The following is a 20291-nucleotide window of genomic DNA, read 5'->3' as shown; positions in this document are numbered from 1 at the left end:
ATAAGTGAGGGTATGGTGGGCACATGCTCTCAGTTATTTCGTTCAGATAGGTGAACGTCGCGAATGTGGCCGGCCATCGACTACGAGTACCTTGACTGGACACCGACAATTCCGGCCGAGTTGCTCACGCGTGCGCAGCGGGACCGTCATCGCGGACCCTACCGCGCCGCCGTCGTGCCGCTCATCGCCGACAAGACTCCGGCTGTCCCGGCGCCGCTGGCGACACTGGTATCCGAGGCAAGTGCGATGATCGCCCGTTTCGACGCCGAGTTCGGCAGCGAGATAGCGTCGTTCGCCACCATCCTGCTCCGCTCCGAGTCTGCCTCGTCATCCCAGATCGAAAACCTCTCGTCCGGCGCAAAACAGATAGCCCTCGCACAGCTCGGGAGCACCGAGAAGCGCAACGCGACCGCCATCGTCGGCAACGTCGCTGCGATGAGCGCGGCGATAGCGCTGGCCGACCGATTGGACGCCGACACCATTCTTGCCATGCATCGCGCACTGCTCGAGAACCACGATCCGGCGATCGCCGGCGCCTGGCGCACCGATCAGGTATGGATCGGTGGCTCGGGAGTGGGTCCACACGGCGCCGACTTCGTAGCACCCGCCGCGCGATACGTGCCCCAACTCATCGATGATCTGTTGACTTTCGCGCGCCGCACAGATCTGCCGCCACTGCTCGCCACCGCAATCGCACATGCCCAGTTCGAGACGATCCACCCCTTTCCGGACGGGAACGGACGCACCGGTCGGGCGCTGGTGCAGTCCATGTTTCGCCACCACGGAATGACCCACACCGTCACGATTCCGGTCTCGGCAGGACTACTCGCCGACACCGGACACTATTTCGCCACCCTCGATGCGTATCGCGGAGGCGATGTCGTCCCCATCATCGAGACGATGGCCAACGCAGCGATGTCTGCGATCGCGCAAGCAACCGACCTGGTGTCGGAGCTTCGGCGAATCCGCAGTCACTGGAGCGATATCGTCCGGGTTCGTGGTGGGTCCTCGGCTCAACGGCTTCTCGATGTTGTTCTGCGCCAACCGGTCGTGGACACCAAGACGGTGGCCGGCGAGCTCGGCATCTTGCCGGCAAATGCCGGCCGGGCCATCGCCCCGCTCGTGGAGGCCGGTGTCCTGGTGGAATTCACCGGCTTCCGGCGTAACCGGATGTGGCAAGCCGTCGAGGTGACAGCAGCACTCGATGACTTCGCGGCGCGGGCGATGCGACGCCGCCTGCCGTAAAGCTGCAAGTACCTTGCGGCGACCACTACTCCCTCTTCGTCAGCGACGACTCCTTGTGTGCGGCTTTTGCTCCGGTCTTGTCGGATTCGACGATCCAGTAGGGCTCGTCATCGGACGCGTTGAACTTCTGGCCCTCGAATGTGAACGGGGAGGTGCGTTTCTCGCGAGCCGTACCGTGAGTGGTGCCCTGCGAGGTGTTCCATTCGACGGTGTCGTTGGTGGTGATGGACATGAGCCGAGGATGGTCCGCTCATCGGGCGCCGTCACCGGAGAGGCTGAGGTTGATGCGCAGTCGACACCCCGGCGAGCACGTGGTCACGCGCCGGTCACGTCAGGTGCGAAGTCCGCGGCCACCTCGGCGGCGCGGTGCAGCTGGTCGGGGTCGGCGCTGGTGGGAATCAGCTGGACCTCGTCGGTTCCGATGTCGGCGAACGCCGACAGCACTGTCCGCAACTCGTCCTCGGTCCCGGCCCAGCCGGTGGTCGGGGCCATCGCGTCGACGAACTCCGACGGTATCCAGTTCATGTAGCGACGCAGGTGTCGGTGGATCTGCGCACGCGGCACGTCACCGTCGCCGAAGGCGAACCAGAACGAGGTGGCCAGGTGCGGCGCCGGCCGCCCGGCGTCGGCCCACGCGGCGCGTGCGATGTCGAAGAGTTCGCGTTGCCGCGTGAGATCGAGGTCGAGGGTCACCCCGGCGACGCCGGACGCCCAGGCGGCGGCGCTGCGGATGGTGGCCGGACCCGTTGTCCCGACGTGTAATTCGGGACCGCCGGCCTGGACGGGCGACGGCCCGACCGGTCGGGTGGCGCCGGTGAGGTTCTCACCCGCCCACACCCGGCGCATGATCTGGGCACGTTCACCGAGGACGCGCAAACGTTGGGTGGCGAGGTCGGCGCCGACGGCGCGATAGTCCTCGTGGCGGCCGCCGATACCCAGGCCCACGGTGAGCCGGCCGCCGCTGAGCATGTCGCCGGTGGCCAGAGCCTTGGCCAGCATCACCGGATCGTGCAACTGCGGGACGACGACCGTGGTCACCAGCCGCACGCGGCGCGTCCAGGCGGCGAGTGCGCCGAGCAGCGTCAGGGTGTCGGGGTTGTCGAAAGCGATTCGCTCACCCCAGCACAGTGACGAGAACGGTCCGTCGTCGATGGCCGTGGCCCAGGACCGCAAGACGTCGGCGTCCAGGTCGGGCTCCATCACGGGCAGCGTCATTCCGATGCGCACGAGAGGGATCGTGACACGGCCGACTCGCCTGCTCGCCTGTTTTCAGTCATTGCCGTGGGTAGCGATCGACCGCTACCTGGGGTTTTGCCGAATCTCTATTTCGAAATGACTGAAAACAGGCGAGGGCAACCGAAGATGGGGTGCGGCGGCGCCTGTTGAGGCCGAAGGACGCCGATGTGAGACAGTCCTCGATATGGATTCGTGGACCGCTGCCGCCCTGGACACCGCCGACACGTGCTGGACCGGCATGGTCGCTGTGCTCGAGGAACTCACCGACTCCGAGGTCCACCGACGGCTCGCCGTCGACGGGTCGAACTCGCCGTATGCGGTGGCCCACCACTGCGTGGAGATGACGCGATGGTGGCTCGGAACCTTCGGATGCGGTCTCGCTCTGCCGCGGGATCGGGCCGCGGAGTTCGAGGCGACCGGCTCGCTCCCCGAGCTTCTCGCACGTATCCGAAGCACCCGCACCGACATGGTGACGTGGACCGAACAGATCCTTCGTGACGGCATCGCCGCTCGGGATGCGACGGGTACGACCTCCAACGTCGACCTCGCGACCGTCTCACCGCAGTGGGTGATCCTGCACGTGGTGCACGAACTCGCCCAGCATCTCGGTCAGATGCAGGTCACCCGGGATGTGTTGCGGGCCTCAGGCCGTCGGCCCTGAGGCTCCTCGCCTTACTCGGCGTGCTCGTCCAACTTCCCGGACAGACGCAGGACCCCTCGCAACAGCGCACTGTGGTCCAGGCCTCCGTCGCCGTTGGCGCGGGCTGAGGCCATCAGCGTCGCCACGAGTGACCCGACCGGGGTGACCACACCGGCATCGCGGGCTGCGGCCGTGACGATCCCGAGGTCCTTGTGGTGCAACTCGATCCGACCGCCCGGCGCGAAGTCACGCTCGATCATGCGGTGCGCCTTGTGGTCGAGGACGGTGGAGCCGGCCAGTCCGCCGGCGAGAACATTAACGGCGGCGGAGGTGTCGACGTCGTGGGCTTCGAGGAAGACCACCGCCTCGGCGAGTGCCTGGATGTTCGCGGCGACGATGAGCTGGTTGGCCGCCTTCACGATCTGACCGCTGCCACTCGGCCCGACGTGGGCGATGGTGTCACCGACCGCGTCGAGGACCGGCAGTGCGCGCTGGTAGGTGTCGTCGTTGCCGCCGACCATGATCGACAGGCTGCCGGCGACCGCGCCCTCCTGCCCGCCCGACACCGGGGCGTCGAGGAACGAACAGCCTTGTGCTGCCGCTGTTTCGGCCATGCGGATCGCGGTCGCGGGATCGATGGTGGAGAAGTCGATGACCACGGTGCCCGGCGCGGCGTGGGCGAGGACTCCGTCGGGGCCGGTGAGGACCTCCTCGACGTCGGCGGACGCCGGGACGTTGAGTGCGACGAACTCGGCGCCGATGACGGCCGCGGCGATCGACTCGGCGGCGTCACCGCCGGCTGCGATGAGGTCGGCGGCCTTGGCCGGGGTCCGGTTGTAGCCGACGACGGTGTGACCGGCACGGACCAGGTTGATGGCCATCGGGCTACCCATCACGCCGAGTCCGATGAATCCTATTGTCGCCATGGGGTTTCCTCCATCATTTGCTCCCTCACCAGACCCTCTCTGCGTCACCGAAATGCGGGAAAGTCCGGTACCCAGTCGAAGGTATCGGAACGGGTGGGTGTGTACTCCAGGCTGATCCATCCCGCATAGCCGCGGGCGGCGAGCGCGGCCAGTGGTCGGGACAGATCCAGACTCCCGGTGCCGGGTTCACCGCGGCCCGGGACGTCGGCGATCTGAATATGGCCGATCCGGTCGGCGACGGTGTCGATCACGTCGTCGAGGTTCTCTCCGTTGACCGCAAGGTGGTACAGGTCTGCCAGCAGTGCCGCGTTGTCAACGCCGTGGTCGCGGGCGAGTCTGTCGCAGACGTCGATCGCGTGCGCCGCCCGCGTCAGCGGATAGGAGGGTATGCCACTGAGCGGTTCGAGGAGGATGCCGGCGCCGACGGTCGCGGCCGCGCGGGCGGCGAACGCGAGATTCTCGGCGGCGAGATCGTCCTGGACCGCGACGGCCAGATCGTCGATGCGGTTGCCGTACAGCGCATTGAAGCCGACGACACCGAGCCGAGATCCGATACCGGTCGCGACATCGACGCTGTCGCGGAACTCGGCGCCGGCGGCCGGGTGCGACAGCAGTCCACGGTCACCTGCCGACAGATCCCCGGCGGCGAAGTTCAGATGTGTCAGGCGCACTCCGGCATCCTCGACCGCGGTGACGAAGGCGTCGACGTCACGGTCGGCGGGGACGGCGGCGGCGAACGGCCACCAGTACTCGACGGCGTCGAATCCGGCGTCGCGCGCGGCCTGCGGCCGGTGCAGCAGCGGCAGGTCGGTGAGCAGGATCGAGCAGTTCACCGTGATCCGTGAGGTGTCCACCACCTCATCTTCCCGTGTCCGGCGCCAGGGCGTGGACGGGGCCCGGCGAGACTGTGCGCAGCCGCGGATCAGCAGATGCGTGGCAGTTGCTCGCCGAGGTCGCGTTCGATGACCCGCGTGGTACCGAAGGCGGTGCGGCCCAGAACTATTCCCGGGTGTGCGGCGACCACCCGACCGATGACGGTCGCGCCCTGCCCCTCCCGGCGGGCGTGCATGGCGGCGACCACCGCGTCGGCGTCGTCGGCGGCGACCACGGCGATCATCTTGCCCTAGTTGGCGATCTGCAGCGGATCGAGTCCGAGGAAACCGCACGCCGATGCGACCGCTTCGGGGACCGGGATCCGGGATTCGTCGAGTTCGATGCCGACGCCGGCGGCTGCGGCTGCGGCGAGTTCGGTGGTCGCGGCGACCACCCCGCCGCGTGTCGGATCACGCAGCGCGTGCACGTCACCGGCGGCCAGCGCGTCACGGACGAGATAACACAGGGCGGCACTGTCGGATACGACAGGTGACCCGCAGTCGATGGCCCTCCCGGACGCTGAGGATCGCGACGCCGTGCTCACCGATCGGCCCCGACACGATGACCACATCGTCGGGCCGGATGCGTTCCGGCGACACGTCGACGCCGGCGGGGACGACCCCGACACCCGCGGTGTTCACGAACAACTGATCGGCCGATCCGCGACCGACGACCTTGGTGTCGCCGGTCTCGACCCGCACGCCCGCGAGACGTGCGGCGGCGCCCATCGCCTCCACCACCGGCCCGAGTACCGAGAGTTCGAGTCCTTCCTCGAGGATGAACCCGGCACTGAGCGCCACCGGCATGGCCCCGCTGCAGGCGAGGTCGTTGACGGTGCCGTTGACCGCGAGGTCGCCGATGCAGCCGCCGGGAAAGAAGAGTGGTTGCACCACATAGGAATCCGTCGTGAAGGCGATCCGGCCGCCGTCGACGGGCAGCACCGCCGAGTCGCGGGCGGGACCGTGACGTCCGCCGAAGGCGGGCACGAAGTGGTTCTCGATGAGTTCTTCGGAGAGGATGCCGCCGCCACCGTGGCCGAGTACGATCCGCTCGGTGTCGCGCAACGGCAGTGGGCGCGACCAGGATTCGGGGTCGATGGTTGCCGGCGACTCAGACATGCGCCGCACCCGTCGCGGCGAGCGACAGCCGCCGGAAGTGATAGTAGGCGGCACACGCTCCCTCACTGGACACCATCGTCGCCCCCAGCGGTGTGCGCGGTATGCACAGCGTGCCGAACGCCGGGCACTCGTTCGGTTTGAGCAAGCCCTGCAGCACCTCTCCGGCGTGGCAGTCGGCCGACTCGTCGACCGTCACCTCGCCGACGCCGAAGCGCACCTCGGCGTCGAACTGTGCGTATCGGCGCGACAGCTTCCAGCCGGACTGCGGGATCATCCCGATGCCACGCCATTGCCGGTCGGTCACCTCGAACACATCGGCCAGGATCTCTTGGGCCACAACGTTACCGGCCGGACTGACCGCACGCTGGTAGGCGTTGTGCAACGCGGGGGTTCCCGATTCGAGGAGGTCGACGGCCTGGCGCACACCTTCGAGCAGATTGAGGGGTTCGAATCCGGTGACGAGGTCACGAGAAACTCTTCGCCGGCCCTCGGCGTCACCGCACCCGTCGACGACGGGCCTGCCCGTACTCACGAAAGAGGTTGACCATGGGCCGTTTTCATCGACATGACACCGAGCACATGCACGCGGATGGAACGGAGCACTCGCACGGGGTCGGCACGGTGCATTCACATGATCCGCATACACATGAACACAGCTACGACCTCGCTGCGGTGGAGACGACGCAGCGCGCGTCCGGCGAAGTGAGCGGCAGTGAGTTCGGGGACATGAGCGCATATGACACCGGTTCGGAACGGATCGACGTCCTCGAGGCCATCTTCACCGAAAACGACCGTCGGGCCGACATCAATCGCAGCCTGTTCACCGAGAACGGCGTGGTGGCGGTGAATCTGATGAGCTCACCCGGATCGGGAAAGACCTCGATCCTCAAGGCGACACTCGACGCTCTCGACGGGGAGGTGCCGGTAGGGATCATCGAGGGCGACATCGCCACCGATCTCGACGCGGCTCAGCTCGCCGGCCGCGGAGCGCAGGTCTCCCTACTCAACACCAACAATGGCTTGGGCGGGGAGTGTCATCTCGATGCACCCATGGTGAACCGGGCGTTGCAAGGCCTCGATCTCTCGCAGATTGATATGGTGGTCATCGAGAGTGTCGGAAACCTGGTGTATCCGGCGGAATTCGATATGGGTGAGCACGCGAACGCCATGGTTTACGCCGTCACCGATGGCGAGGGCAAGCCCTTCAAGTACCCCGTCGTGTTCCGGTCGGTCGACGTGGTCCTGCTCAACAAGTTCGATCTGCTCCCGCATCTTGATGTCTCACCCGATGCGTACCGCGACGCGATACGACAGGTCAATCCGGCCGCGCGCGTGATTCCGGTGAGCGCGAAGACCGGGGAGGGCATGGACGCATGGATCGAGTGGCTTCCAACGATATCGAGCCCAACGTGACATGGGGGTTGAATGGGGGATGCCCCGCAACACGGTGTGTTGCGGGGCATCCCGGTAAGTAATGTTCGGCGGTGTCCTACTCTCCCACACTGATTAGGGTGCAGTACCATTGGCGCTGGTGGGCTTAGCTTCCGGGTTCGGAATGGGACCGGGCGTTTCCCCACCGCTATAGCCGCCGAAACTCTGTGAAACTCGCACCAGACGAGTCTATTTTTATCTCTTCTGGTGTTGTTTCAGAAGTACATAGTGGATGCGATACATCTTCTACTCTATGCGAGTACGAAAGAATATAAGGATGTTGTTGTAAGTCCTCGGCCGATTAGTACCAGTCACCTACACCCATTACTGGGCTTCCAGTTCTGGCCTATCAACCCCATGGTCTGTGGGGGGCCTTAACCACTCAAAGGTGGTGAGAAACCTCATCTTGGAACAGGCTTCCCGCTTAGATGCTTTCAGCGGTTATCCCTTCCGAACGTAGCCAACCAGCAATGCTCCTGGCGGAACAACTGGCACACCAGAGGTTCGTCCGTCCCGGTCCTCTCGTACTAGGGACAGGTTTCCTCAAGTTTCTAACGCGCGCGGCGGATAGAGACCGAACTGTCTCACGACGTTCTAAACCCAGCTCGCGTGCCGCTTTAATGGGCGAACAGCCCAACCCTTGGGACCTACTCCAGCCCCAGGATGCGACGAGCCGACATCGAGGTGCCAAACCATCCCGTCGATATGGACTCTTGGGGAAGATCAGCCTGTTATCCCCGGGGTACCTTTTATCCGTTGAGCGACACCACTTCCACACGTTGGTGCCGGATCACTAGTCCCGACTTTCGTCCCTGCTCGACATGTACGTCTCACAGTCAAGCTCCCTTGTGCACTTACACTCACCACCTGATTGCCAACCAGGCTGAGGGAACCTTTGGGCGCCTCCGTTACCTTTTAGGAGGCAACCGCCCCAGTTAAACTACCCACCAGGCACTGTCCCTGAACCCGATCAGGGTCCGAGGTTAGAAGTCCAATACGATCAGAGTGGTATTTCAACAACGACTCCACAACCACTGGCGTGGCCACTTCACAGTCTCCCACCTATCCTACACAAACCGAACCGAACACCAATACCAAGCTATAGTGAAGGTCCCGGGGTCTTTTCGTCCTGCCGCGCGTAACGAGCATCTTTACTCGTACTGCAATTTCGCCGAGTCTGTGGTTGAGACAGCAGAGAAGTCGTTACGCCATTCGTGCAGGTCGGAACTTACCCGACAAGGAATTTCGCTACCTTAGGATGGTTATAGTTACCACCGCCGTTTACTGGGGCTTAAATTCTCAGCTTCACACCCCGAAGGGCATTAACCGGTCCTCTTAACCTTCCAGCACCGGGCAGGCGTCAGTCCGTATACATCGTCTTACGACTTCGCACGGACCTGTGTTTTTAGTAAACAGTCGCTTCTCTCTGGTCTCTGCGACCCACACCAGCTCAAACAGTAAATGTCGTCACCAGGATGGGTCCCCCTTCTCCCGAAGTTACGGGGGCATTTTGCCGAGTTCCTTAACCACAGTTCTCTCGATCGCCTTAGTATTCTCTACCTGACCACCTGTGTTGGTTTGGGGTACGGGCCGTGTACCAACTCACTAGAGGCTTTTCTCGGCAGCATAGGATCATGGAATTCACCACAACGGTTACGCATCACCTCTCAGACTATATGGGGCACGGATTTACCAATGCCCCGTCCTACAGGCTTACACCAGGACAACCATCGCCTGGCCCCACTACCTTCCTGCGTCACCCCATCGCTTGCCTACTACCACCCAAGGTCCCATGCAGCCCCCTCACGTACTCCGAAGAGTATCGATCAGGATTTGGATGGTTAGTACAGATGATTCAGCATGGACGCGGATACACGGGTACGGGAATATCAACCCGTTGTCCATCGACTACGCCTGTCGGCCTCGCCTTAGGTCCCGACTCACCCTGGGCGGATTAGCCTAGCCCAGGAACCCTTGGTCATCCGGCGGCAGAGTTTCTCACTCTGCTTTCGCTACTCATGCCTGCATTCTCACTCCCACACCCTCCACACCTAGATCACTCCGGCGCTTCCACGGATGCAGGACGCTCCCCTACCCACCCACACACCTAGACACACCCCCGCAAGGGCAAGCCAGACTAACGTGTGAGTGCCGCGGCTTCGGCGGTGTACTTGAGCCCCGCTACATTGTCGGCGCAGGATCACTTGACCAGTGAGCTATTACGCACTCTTTCAAGGGTGGCTGCTTCTAAGCCAACCTCCTGGTTGTCTTCGCGACCCCACATCCTTTTCCACTTAGTACACGCTTAGGGGCCTTAGCCGGCGATCTGGGCTGTTTCCCTCTCGACTACGAACCTTATCGCCCGCAGTCTCACTGCAGTGCTCTCACTTACCGGCATTCGGAGTTTGGCTGACGTCAGTAACCTAGTAGGGCCCATCGGCCATCCAGTAGCTCTACCTCCGGCAAGAAACACACCACGCTGCACCTAAATGCATTTCGGGGAGAACCAGCTATCACGGAGTTTGATTGGCCTTTCACCCCTACCCACAACTCATCCCCTCCATTTTCAACTGAAGTGGGTTCGGGCCTCCACGCGGTCTTACCCGCGCTTCACCCTGGCCATGGGTAGATCACTCCGCTTCGGGTCTAGACCCGGCGACTACCGTCGCAAGACAAATGTCTCCGACATTGCGCCCTATTCAGACTCGCTTTCGCTACGGCTACCCCACACGGGTTAACCTCGCCACCGAGCACTAACTCGCAGGCTCATTCTTCAAAAGGCACGCCATCACCCACGATTCACCAAAGAATCCACAGGCTTTGACGGATTGTAAGCGTCCGGTTTCAGGTACTCTTTCACTCCCCTCCCGGGGTACTTTTCACCTTTCCCTCACGGTACTAGTCCGCTATCGGTCACCAGGAAGTATTCAGGCTTACCGGGTGGTCCCGGCAGATTCACAGCAGATTCCACGAGCCCGCTGCTACTTGGGGACACCATCACGCAAGACCACACGCTTTCAGCTACCGGACTCTCACCGCCTACGGCAGACCATTCCAGGCCACTTCACCTAGCATGCAGCTTTCTCACTCACGCCCCGACAGGTAGATCGAGGAAGACAGACCCCACAACACCACACACACAACCCCTACCCGGTATCACATGCGCATGGTTTAGCCATCCTCCGCTTTCGCTCGCCACTACTCACGGAATCACAATTGTTTTCTCTTCCTATGGGTACTGAGATGTTTCACTTCCCCACGTTCCCCCCACACAGCCTATACATTCAGCTGGTGGTAACACGACATCACTCGTGCTGGGTTTCCCCATTCGGACACCCTCGGATCACAGCTCGTTTGACAACTCCCCGAGGACTATCGCGGCCTACCACGTCCTTCATCGGCCCCTGGTGCCAAGGCATCCACCGAACGCCCTCAAACACTTACAACAACACCTAAACCCACAGACGCCCCCAAAACAACAGAGCCGCCCACCAGTTTAGCCATTTGCCTTACAAACATTTTCTTTCAACTCGAACAAAACACACAAACCAAAAACATTGATTCGATATGCATTGCAAAAATAAAGATGCTCGCATCCACTATGCACTTCTCAAACAACACACACCCACAACATCACCGCATCTCCGCGCCCCACCACAGGACACCTCACCAACACGACAACCATTGCAAGCACCAAGACAACACACGAGTGTGTTCCCTCAGAACCCCGACAGTGTATTAGCAGCACCGCACCAGTCACCCAGCACGATCACCCGCAACCAACCGCACATACGATCAGCCACATGGCGTGTTTGATGTTTCACCCTATGAACACACACCCACCCAACGGACAGACGCCGCCGGCCTGGGAATGTTGCATGCTCCTTAGAAAGGAGGTGATCCAGCCGCACCTTCCGGTACGGCTACCTTGTTACGACTTCGTCCCAATCGCCGATCCCACCTTCGACAGCTCCCTCCCACAAGGGGTTAGGCCACCGGCTTCGGGTGTTACCGACTTTCATGACGTGACGGGCGGTGTGTACAAGGCCCGGGAACGTATTCACCGCAGCGTTGCTGATCTGCGATTACTAGCGACTCCGACTTCACGGGGTCGAGTTGCAGACCCCGATCCGAACTGAGACCGGCTTTAAGGGATTCGCTCCACCTCACGGTATCGCAGCCCTCTGTACCGGCCATTGTAGCATGTGTGAAGCCCTGGACATAAGGGGCATGATGACTTGACGTCATCCCCACCTTCCTCCGAGTTGACCCCGGCAGTCTCCTGCAAGTCCCCGGCATAACCCGCTGGCAATACAGGACAAGGGTTGCGCTCGTTGCGGGACTTAACCCAACATCTCACGACACGAGCTGACGACAGCCATGCACCACCTGTACACCAACCACAAGGGAACCAACATCTCTGCTGGCGTCTGGTGTATGTCAAACCCAGGTAAGGTTCTTCGCGTTGCATCGAATTAATCCACATGCTCCGCCGCTTGTGCGGGCCCCCGTCAATTCCTTTGAGTTTTAGCCTTGCGGCCGTACTCCCCAGGCGGGGTACTTAATGCGTTAGCTACGGCACGGATCCCGTGAAATGGAACCCACACCTAGTACCCACCGTTTACGGCGTGGACTACCAGGGTATCTAATCCTGTTCGCTACCCACGCTTTCGCTCCTCAGCGTCAGTTACTACCCAGAGACCCGCCTTCGCCACCGGTGTTCCTCCTGATATCTGCGCATTTCACCGCTACACCAGGAATTCCAGTCTCCCCTGTAGTACTCAAGTCTGCCCGTATCGCCTGCACGCCTGCAGTTAAGCTGCAGAATTTCACAGACGACGCGACAAACCGCCTACGAGCTCTTTACGCCCAGTAATTCCGGACAACGCTCGCACCCTACGTATTACCGCGGCTGCTGGCACGTAGTTGGCCGGTGCTTCTTCTGCAGGTACCGTCACCCGAAAGCTTCGTCCCTGCTGAAAGAGGTTTACAACCCGAAGGCCGTCATCCCTCACGCGGCGTCGCTGCATCAGGCTTGCGCCCATTGTGCAATATTCCCCACTGCTGCCTCCCGTAGGAGTCTGGGCCGTGTCTCAGTCCCAGTGTGGCCGATCACCCTCTCAGGTCGGCTACCCGTCGTCGCCTTGGTAGGCCATTACCCCACCAACAAGCTGATAGGCCGCGGGCCCATCCCCAACCGCAAAAGCTTTCCACCACAGAACATGCATCCCATGGTCATATCCGGTATTAGACCCAGTTTCCCAGGCTTATCCCAAAGTCAGGGGCAGATCACCCACGTGTTACTCACCCGTTCGCCACTCGAGCACCCTGCAAGCAGGGCCTTTCCGTTCGACTTGCATGTGTTAAGCACGCCGCCAGCGTTCGTCCTGAGCCAGGATCAAACTCTCCATGAAAAAACATCGAAACCAAACAGTTTCAACACAAACCAGGAAAGCAAAACCTGACAAAAACAATCCAAAAAACTGGCAAAAAAATCCACACCACACCCCACAACAAGGGTGCAATGCACAAACTCTAATGCCACAAAACAAATGTCATCAAACAATCCACCAATACACTATCGAGTTCTCAAAGAACACACACCCACCAACACCACCCCACACAAGGGCGAACTCCAGCGAGTTGTCGTTCAGGATTCGCCACCCAATCACGGGCAACTCGTCCAGTGTGCCAGATCCTCGCGGTGTTCGCAACTCGCTGGTCGCGGCCGTTTGGTTCTGGCGACCCCGGGCCCTCGTCCTGGCACATGACTGTGCCCTGATCGATTTCTCGGGGGCGGTCAACGTCTACCCGGTTTCCTCTCCCCTACCGAACTCCTCTCGGAGCCCTCCGGGGCGGCGCCGCGGCGCGCTGACTTGGAATAAGTTACGCATCACGCTGCGAAGTTCCAAATCGGCTGGTCAACGGCCTGGCGGCTCGGCGTTCACGACTCTGCTGCGGTCGGATTGGTTGTTGATCCCGAACGGTTCGGGCGCTGAGCGATTCGGTACGGACGTACCCGTCGTCGAGCGACGAGTGCATCCGCACGGAACAGTTCAGTCCGAGCCGGTCAGTCCGAGCCGGCCGGAGCGGGCGGCGTGTGTCCGACCGTCGGCGGTGTGGTCGCACTGCCACTTGGATACCCGGGCGTCAGCGGCGATTGCGGTCCTCCCAAGTCGATGGCGCCGGGATATCCGGTAGCAGGGCCGGTGGCCGGCATCGGCACGTTCTCGAAGTCGGTGTGTTCCCACTTCCATCGAGCGATGCGGGGTCCCACCCAGAACGAGTAGATGCCCAGGGTGACCATGCACAGGAGGAGCCACTTGACCCAGTTACCGAACAGACCCCATGCCGATCCGGTGAAGACGAGTCGGCGGCCGTCGATGTACGAGTGCTTGGCGCGCCAACGTTCTCGGAGTACCAACGCAAACGGGTAGCCGAAGCCGATTCGCTCGATGTCCCTCCGAGCGGACGACACGCAGAGCGGACAAGGAATCCCGTTGCGATTGGCTCGCAGTGGGGCTCGGCCGGCGTCCCACGCGATAGCGTATGAAGGACCAGCGTCCGGTTCGCCCGGATGCACTGGTCAACCGGGAGCACAGTCGCCTCGAGACCGCGGGCCGCTCTTGGTCGTCATCCCGGTCGTGCGTACGCGCGACCGGACATCCACAGAGAGGTGGACACCATGCTCTGGACAATCATCAGCGCAATCGTCGTCGGTCTGATCGTCGGCGCACTCGCGCGACTGCTCATGCCGGGCAAGCAGGACATCGGCGTGATCATGACCATCGTGCTCGGCATCGTTGGGTCACTGGTCGGATCGTGGCTGACCTACCAGCTTGGCTACAACAACAGCAACGGGGGCTGGGAGGTCATCCCGTTCATCGTGGGCATCGTCGTGGCGATCGTGTTGATCGCCGGCTACCTGGCGATCCGCGGGCGTGCAGTGCGGCAATAGCTCCCACAGACCAGTAGGCGTCCACAGCGCTGGACGTCCGACAACACAGATGACCGCGTCCGGCCGACGAGGCTGACGCGGTCATCTGTCTGTCCTGAGGTGTTTGACGTGGGCTTGTTGCCCCACGCACAACTACTTGAAGACGTCGAGCTTGCCGAACTTGTCGGCGAGCAGGTAGTACACCGCCAGGCGAGGATTGGACTTGCCGTCCTTCATGCCGGCCAGGACGTCGGCGATGGCCTTGTCGAGTTCGGCGTCACTCTGGGTGAGTCCGAGCTTCTTCTTCAGGAAGTTCTCGCGGACCGTCTTGAGTTCCGCGGGGTCACTGGCCGAGACCAGCGCGGCGTCGCGGTTACGCAGCGCGAGGGCGTAGGTCGACGCCATCTTGTCGATCACCGCGGTATCGGCGTTCGGTGCGTAAGCGAGAACGGTGTCACGTGCATCGGACATCGGGAGCCTCCATTGGTTGATGTCGGATTTCTTCACGGCCGTGGGTCACGTTACGCGCGTGAGCCTCCCCGGGAGGCCGACTCGAAATGAATTCTCACCTGCGTGCGTAGCATCGACGGTGATGCTGTACATCGGTACCTCCAGCTGGCAATACCGGGATTGGCGCGGACATTTCTATCCGCGTCGAATCACGCAGCGAGAGTGGTTGGCATACTTCGCTTCCCAGTTCTGCAGCGTCGAGGTCAACAACACCTTCTACCGACTGCCCGACAGGGCGACATTCGAGTCGTGGCGCGACCAGCTGCCGCCCGGATTCCGCATGTCGGTCAAGATGAGCCGCTATCTGACCCACGTGAAGCGCCTCAAGGAGCCTGCGGAACCGATTCAGCGTTTTCTCGATCGCGCTGCGGGCCTGGGCTCCCGGCTCGGACCGGTGCTCTTGCAGCTACCGCCGAACCTGCACGCCGAGCCGACCCAACTCGACGAGGTCCTGGGCCTCATCGGGAACCGAGCGCGCATCGTCGTCGAACCTCGCCACGACTCGTGGTGGTGCGACGAGGTTCGTGACGTGCTGAGGAAACACGACGCCGCGCTGTGCTGGGCGGATCGGCGCAGCATCACTCTCACACCGCTCTGGGCAACAACCGATTTCGGGTATCTGCGCCTGCACGAAGGTCGGTCGTCGCGGTCGGTCGCCTACGGGCAGGGCGCCATCGACTCCTGGCTGCGGCGAATCGCGGAGAACTTCGACGACTCCCACGATGTGTACGTGTACTACAACAACGACACCGGCGGCGCGGCAGTCGACAACGCGCTGACCATGATCCGCTACTCCCTCAGCTGTCGCTACTCCCTCAGCTGTGCGCGGGGCTCACTTCGAGGAGGTGCGGCGCAAACGGGTGTTGACGAATTCGCCCATCCCCCACCGGCCGAGCTCACGCCCGAAGCCGGACCGCTTGACCCCGCCGAAGGGCAGACCCGGCAGCGTCGTCCCGTGTTCGTTGACATAGGCCATGCCGACGTCGAGCCGGTCGGCGACCTGCGCGGCCTTCTCGAGATCGGTGCCCCAGACCGAACCACTGAGCCCGAACTCGACATCGTTGGCCAGGGTCACCGCCTCGTCCACCGACCGGTAGCGGTAAACCATCGCGACCGGGCCGAAGATCTCCTCGGAGTAGGCGTCCATGTCGGGGGTGATGTCGGTGAGCACGGCGGGCTGCAGGAATGCACCATCCCGATCGAGCGGAGTGCCCCCGGTGCGCAGCGTCGCGCCCTGGCTGACCGCGGTCTGCACTTGTTCGGCGACGGTATCGCGCGCCTCGACCGACGACAGCGGCCCGACACGGGTATCGGTATCGGTCGGATCACCGACCACCGCGTCATCGAATGCCGTGACCAGCCCGTTGACGAAGTCGTCGTAGAGCGCATCGGGCACGATGAATCGCTTGGGCGAATTACATGCCTGTCCGGTATTCGACAGTCGCGCACGGGAGGCCACCTTGATGGTGCGGCCCAGGTCGGCGGTGTCGAGGAGGATGAACGGGTCTGATCCGCCGAGTTCGAGGACCGATTTCTTCAGGTTCTTCGCCGCCACCTCGGCCACGGCCGCACCGGCCTTCTCGCTCCCGGTCAGGGAGACACCGCGAATCGCGTTGTGCTCCAGGAGCTTCGCCACCTGGTCACTGTTGGCGCAGGCGTTGATGTAGGCATCGTCGAGAACCCCCGCCTCGTGCAGGATCTCGGCCATAAGTGCCGAGGAGGCCGCGCAGATCGAGGCGTGCTTGAGGATGATGCTGTTGCCCAGCATCAGGTTCGGCGCGACGAAACGCGCCACCTGGTAGTAGGGATAGTTCCAGGGCATCACACCCACGAGCGGGCCGATCGGCTTGTGCTGCACCAGGGATTCGGCGGCACCCTGCGGGTCCAGTGGTTCGTCGACGAGCAGGTCGGGGCCGTGCTCGGCGTACCAGCGGTAGATGTCGGCGGCGAGTTGGACCTCTCCTGCGGCTTCCTTGGTGACCTTGCCCATCTCGGTCGTGATGGCAGCGGCGAGTTCGTCGGACCGCTTCTCGTACAGATCCGCGGTGCGGGCCAACGCTTCTGCGCGATCGCTGACGGGCACGTCGCGCCAGCGTTCGTATCCGCCGAGGCTGCGTCGGGCGAGTTCGTCGATCTGATCATCGGAGAGCATCGCGAACTCGCGTTCGGTGATTCCCGTTGTCGGGTTGGTCGTCACATATGCACTCATGACCCGACGCTACGCGCGCCGACCGCGACCCTGTGGGCGATATGTCCGCTTTGTGGTTGCCGTGGCCCGCAGGGGCCGGAGGGGCGCGCGTCGACGATGCACAGATTTCTCCGTGTCCACAGGTCGGGTGCCTCATCGGTCACCGGGGCGCGCAGCGGTCGGCACTCCGCCTACCGTGCGAAGCGAGCCGGCCGGAGTCGGCGCCGCCACCGATGAAGGGAAACCGCATGTACGACAGCATCTTCGGGGAGTCCGAACGACACGGCCACGGCGACATCCCTTCACCGCCGCCACCCGAGGCGGTCATCGACGGGGCCGAACGAACGAGGAGCGCAGCGCACCTGCGGGCGCTGGTGATCGGGTCGCTCGAGGTCCTCGGTTCACTCGACGAGGAGACCGGCCCAATCTTCGAGTTCGATCCCGAGGGCGTGCTGACCATCCCCACCGAACCCTTCTCCCTCCGACTCATGGTCGATCCGTCGGTGCCGGTGATCGAACTGTCGGCGACGCTCGCCGACGGCATCCGCCCCTCGAGTGCTGTGGGCGAACTGATCTGCCGCCCGCTGTCGAATCCGTTCGTGAGCCTGACGCTGCACGAACAGACCGTCCGGGCGCGATTGTCGCTGGAGTCCACGGTCTTCCACATCGAGAACTTCGAGTCCGCGCTGGGTAATTGGGCGGTATTCCTGCGAGAGGAGGCACCCGCGTTGGCAGAGGCGCTCGCGGCGTACTCGACCCCACACTCGGATCGGGTCGCGTCGGCCCCACCCATGCCCCGGGCCTCATGACAAAATGGTCGGTCATGGACCACCGGGCGTTGACGGCCTTGCCGAAGGCCGAGTTGCACGTGCACATCGAGGGCACGCTCGAACCCGAGATGGTGTTCGCGCTCGCCCAACGTAACTCGGTGACACTGCCGTACGCCGACGTCGCCGCACTGCGGGCGGCACACGCGTTCACCGATCTGCCGCACTTTCTCGATCTGTACTACGCGTGCATGGCCGTGTTGCGAACCGAGCAGGACTTCGCCGACCTCGCGCAGGCCTACATACGCACGGCGGCGTCGCAGGGTGTGCGCCACGCCGAGGTCTTCTTCGATCCGCAGGCTCACATCGTGCGCAGGGTGCCGGTGGACGTCGTGGTCACCGGGTTGCGGCGCGGGCTGGACGCCGGCGAGGCCGAGACCGGCCTGCACGCCGACCTCATCGCGTGCTTCCTGCGCGACCGCCCGGTCCGGGAGGCGCACGAGACACTCGACGCGCTGACCCCGCATCTCGGTTCGATCATCGGGGTGGGCCTCGACTCGGCCGAAGTGGGTTTCCCGCCCGGCCAGTTCGCTCCGGTCTTCGACCGCGCCCGTGAGGCCGGACTGCATGTGGTCGCGCACGCCGGGGAGGAAGGACCTCCGGACTACATCTGGGAGGCGCTGGACACGCTCGGCATCGAACGAGTCGATCACGGCATCCGCGCCCTGGAGAGTCCCGAACTCGTTCGGCGCCTGTGCGCCGATCGCATGCCGTTGACCGCCTGTCCGCTGTCGAACGTGCGCTTGCGGTGCGTGCCGACACTTGCCGAGCATCCGCTGCCGCGAATGCTGGCCGAAGGTCTGACCGTCACGATCAATTCCGACGATCCGGCGTATTTCGGCGGGTATGCCGGAGATACGTTCATCGCAATCGCCGATGCATTGGATCTCTCGAACGCCGATCTGATCACCCTGGCTCGCAACTCTTTTGCCGCCTCGTTCATCAGCGAGGAGGACCGGAATCGCTGGTCGGACGAGCTGGCGGACCCGCCGGCCTGACGCGTCCTACCCTGGAGGTCATGCATGTGGTGATCTATGGCGCGGGCGCGATCGGTGGGGTCATCGGCGCACACCTGCATGCGAACCGAACCCCGACGACGTTGGTCGCGCGGGGTGCGCATCTGGCGGCGATGCGCGAGCACGGACTCGTCCTCGACACCGCCGACGGACGTCAGGTGCATCGGATTCCGGTGGCCGCCAACGCCGGTGAGATCGAATGGACCGACGACACGGTGGTGTTGCTGTGTGTCAAGAGTCAGCAGACCGCCGACGCCCTCGACGACCTTCGGGCGCATGCGCCTGCGGACACACCGATCGCGTCGGCGCAGAACGGGGTTGCCAATGAGCCGGCGATTCTGCGTCGGTTCGCCCGGACGTACTCGGTGTGCGTGATGCTGCCGGCGTTGCACCTCGAACCGGGCGTGGTGGTGCAGGGGTCGGCGGCGCGTCCCGGCATCCTCGATGTGGGCCGCTTTCCGGCCGGCACCGATGAGGTGTCCGAGCAGATGGCGGAGCGTTTCCGCGCGGCCGGATTCCCCTCCGAACCCCGCGCGCAGATCATGGCGTGGAAGTACCGCAAATTGATCATGAACCTCGTGAACGGGATCGACGCCTGCTATCGCAATGACGGTGCAGCACATCGGGAGTTGGTGACACGCGCACGCGCCGAGGGCGAGGCGGCACTCGCTGCGGCGGGGATCGAGGCGGTCAGTGTCGAGACCGATCGCGAGCGCCGCGCCGACCACATCGTGCGCCGCGAGACCGGGGAGGACAGCTATGGAAGCTCGACGTGGCAGAGCATCGCGCGTGGTGTCGGCAACGTCGAAATCGATTACCTGGCAGGAGAGATCGTCCTGCTGGGGCGCCTGCACGGTGTGGCGACCGCGGTCAACGAACTCGTGCAGGCGGCCACGACGCGACTGGCCCGCGAACGCCTGCCGGCCGGAAGCCTGGACCCGGTGGAGGCGTTGGCGGGGCTACCCCCAGGCTAAGCCCCGGACTGAGCCGTGCCCGTCGACGAGTGCAGGTGATCGAACTCGTTGACCGACAGGATCTCCCGATATCCGTCGGGCTCGGCAAGCACCCGGGTGACCGAGGTGTAGTGCGGTTGGACGAACACCAATTGCGCCAGTCCGAGCACGTGGGTGAGGTAGGCGTTGATGACCCCGCCGTGGCACACGACGACCACTCTGGATTGCGGCTGCCGACTTCGAGCTCACCCCCTCGATATCCGGCTGGTCTCGGGCACCGTCGACCACGGGAACGGCATCGCGCTCGCATCCGAGGACATCGACGACGGCTACCTCCTGGCGTGTCAGGCAACGCCTCGATCGCCCGAGGTGGAGATCGAGATCGAGTAAT

The 20291-nt window shown here is 63.2% G+C and carries 15 protein-coding genes, 3 rRNA genes and 3 pseudogenes; 8 read left to right on the top strand and 13 right to left on the bottom strand.

Annotation, left to right across the window (positions count from 1 at the left end; translation table 11 throughout):
- Positions 1-63 precede the first annotated feature (63 nt).
- Entirely contained in the window at positions 64-1245 is a 1182-nt protein-coding gene (locus tag J6U32_RS02945) for a Fic family protein (RefSeq protein WP_208793474.1), read from the top strand.
- Positions 1246-1270: 25 nt separating this feature from the next.
- On the opposite strand, the gene J6U32_RS02940 is transcribed toward J6U32_RS02945, so the two are convergent.
- Both J6U32_RS02940 and J6U32_RS02935 read right to left on the bottom strand, forming a co-directional pair.
- Positions 1271-1477, bottom strand: a complete 207-nt coding sequence (locus tag J6U32_RS02940) for a DUF2945 domain-containing protein (protein ID WP_208793473.1) — start codon at positions 1475-1477, stop codon at positions 1271-1273.
- A gap of 83 nt (positions 1478-1560) precedes the next feature.
- Positions 1561-2460, bottom strand: coding sequence for an LLM class flavin-dependent oxidoreductase (locus J6U32_RS02935; RefSeq protein WP_208795928.1), 900 nt, complete (start codon positions 2458-2460; stop codon positions 1561-1563).
- 205 nt (positions 2461-2665) lie between these two features.
- On the opposite strand from J6U32_RS02935, the gene J6U32_RS02930 reads away from it, so the two are divergent.
- Entirely contained in the window at positions 2666-3142 is a 477-nt protein-coding gene (locus tag J6U32_RS02930) for a DinB family protein (RefSeq protein WP_208793472.1), read from the top strand.
- 11 nt (positions 3143-3153) lie between these two features.
- On the opposite strand, the gene J6U32_RS02925 is transcribed toward J6U32_RS02930, so the two are convergent.
- From J6U32_RS02925 to J6U32_RS02910, 4 genes and pseudogenes are all read right to left on the bottom strand, one after another.
- A complete protein-coding gene (locus tag J6U32_RS02925) occupies positions 3154-4047 on the bottom strand; it encodes an NAD(P)-dependent oxidoreductase (RefSeq protein ID WP_208793471.1) in 894 nt (297 codons plus the stop codon).
- A 44-nt stretch (positions 4048-4091) separates the two neighbouring features.
- Positions 4092-4901, bottom strand: a complete 810-nt coding sequence (locus J6U32_RS02920) for a hydroxypyruvate isomerase family protein (protein ID WP_432276979.1) — start codon at positions 4899-4901, stop codon at positions 4092-4094.
- 68 nt (positions 4902-4969) lie between these two features.
- Positions 4970-6038 (bottom strand): annotated as a pseudogene (gene hypE / locus J6U32_RS02915) (hydrogenase expression/formation protein HypE).
- Positions 6031-6501: pseudogene (locus J6U32_RS02910) on the bottom strand (hydrogenase formation protein HypD); the annotation flags it as partial. The pseudogenes hypE and J6U32_RS02910, both read right to left, overlap by 8 nt.
- A gap of 83 nt (positions 6502-6584) precedes the next feature.
- Between J6U32_RS02910 and hypB the strand changes: the two are divergent.
- Positions 6585-7451, top strand: a complete 867-nt coding sequence (gene hypB, locus J6U32_RS02905; RefSeq protein ID WP_208793469.1) for a hydrogenase nickel incorporation protein HypB — start codon at positions 6585-6587, stop codon at positions 7449-7451.
- A gap of 63 nt (positions 7452-7514) precedes the next feature.
- Here hypB and rrf read toward each other — a convergent pair.
- The 4 genes from rrf to J6U32_RS02885 all read right to left on the bottom strand — a co-directional run bounded on the left by rrf (position 7515) and on the right by J6U32_RS02885 (position 13947).
- Positions 7515-7631, bottom strand: a 5S ribosomal RNA gene (rrf, locus tag J6U32_RS02900).
- A gap of 119 nt (positions 7632-7750) precedes the next feature.
- Positions 7751-10915, bottom strand: a 23S ribosomal RNA gene (locus tag J6U32_RS02895).
- Between the two features lie 443 nt (positions 10916-11358).
- Positions 11359-12883: ribosomal RNA gene (locus tag J6U32_RS02890) — 16S ribosomal RNA — on the bottom strand.
- Together the 16S, 23S and 5S rRNA genes form the textbook arrangement of a ribosomal RNA operon.
- Positions 12884-13539: 656 nt before the next feature.
- Positions 13540-13947: a DUF898 family protein gene (locus J6U32_RS02885; protein WP_244332528.1), complete on the bottom strand. Its 408-nt coding sequence runs from the start codon at positions 13945-13947 to the stop codon at positions 13540-13542.
- Positions 13948-14154: 207 nt separating this feature from the next.
- Here J6U32_RS02885 and J6U32_RS02880 point away from each other — a divergent pair, with 207 nt between their 5' ends.
- Positions 14155-14427 (top strand): GlsB/YeaQ/YmgE family stress response membrane protein, encoded by a 273-nt coding sequence (locus J6U32_RS02880; protein WP_006368925.1) that lies wholly within the window; start codon positions 14155-14157, stop codon positions 14425-14427.
- 132 nt (positions 14428-14559) lie between these two features.
- On the opposite strand, the gene J6U32_RS02875 is transcribed toward J6U32_RS02880, so the two are convergent.
- Positions 14560-14877 carry a DUF2853 family protein gene (locus J6U32_RS02875; RefSeq protein ID WP_014358214.1) on the bottom strand — a complete coding sequence of 106 codons (318 nt, stop codon included), beginning with the start codon at positions 14875-14877 and terminating at the stop codon, positions 14560-14562.
- Positions 14878-14998: 121 nt separating this feature from the next.
- Between J6U32_RS02875 and J6U32_RS02870 the strand changes: the two are divergent.
- Positions 14999-15736, top strand: a pseudogene (locus J6U32_RS02870) (DUF72 domain-containing protein); the annotation flags it as partial.
- Positions 15737-15748: 12 nt separating this feature from the next.
- Here the strand turns inward: J6U32_RS02870 and J6U32_RS02865 are convergent.
- Positions 15749-17125 (bottom strand): NAD-dependent succinate-semialdehyde dehydrogenase, encoded by a 1377-nt coding sequence (locus J6U32_RS02865; protein ID WP_208793468.1) that lies wholly within the window; start codon positions 17123-17125, stop codon positions 15749-15751.
- A gap of 227 nt (positions 17126-17352) precedes the next feature.
- Between J6U32_RS02865 and J6U32_RS02860 the strand changes: the two genes are divergently transcribed.
- The 3 genes from J6U32_RS02860 to J6U32_RS02850 are packed head-to-tail and all read left to right on the top strand — an operon-like array spanning position 17353 to position 19921.
- Positions 17353-17913 (top strand): hypothetical protein, encoded by a 561-nt coding sequence (locus J6U32_RS02860; RefSeq protein WP_208793467.1) that lies wholly within the window; start codon positions 17353-17355, stop codon positions 17911-17913.
- Positions 17914-17927: 14 nt separating this feature from the next.
- Positions 17928-18929, top strand: coding sequence for an adenosine deaminase (locus J6U32_RS02855; protein ID WP_208793466.1), 1002 nt, complete (start codon positions 17928-17930; stop codon positions 18927-18929).
- Between the two features lie 20 nt (positions 18930-18949).
- A complete protein-coding gene (locus J6U32_RS02850) occupies positions 18950-19921 on the top strand; it encodes a ketopantoate reductase family protein (RefSeq protein ID WP_208793465.1) in 972 nt (323 codons plus the stop codon).
- On the opposite strand, the gene J6U32_RS02845 is transcribed toward J6U32_RS02850, so the two are convergent.
- Positions 19918-20109 carry a histidine phosphatase family protein gene (locus J6U32_RS02845; protein WP_244332527.1) on the bottom strand — a complete coding sequence of 64 codons (192 nt, stop codon included), beginning with the start codon at positions 20107-20109 and terminating at the stop codon, positions 19918-19920. The two genes, J6U32_RS02850 and J6U32_RS02845, sit on opposite strands and share 4 nt — an antisense overlap.
- Between the last annotated feature and the right edge of the window lie 182 nt (positions 20110-20291).

The organism is Gordonia polyisoprenivorans, from assembly GCF_017654315.1.
Taxonomy (GTDB): Bacteria; Actinomycetota; Actinomycetes; order Mycobacteriales; family Mycobacteriaceae; genus Gordonia; species Gordonia polyisoprenivorans_A.
This window is presented reverse-complemented; position numbering and strand designations above follow the sequence as displayed.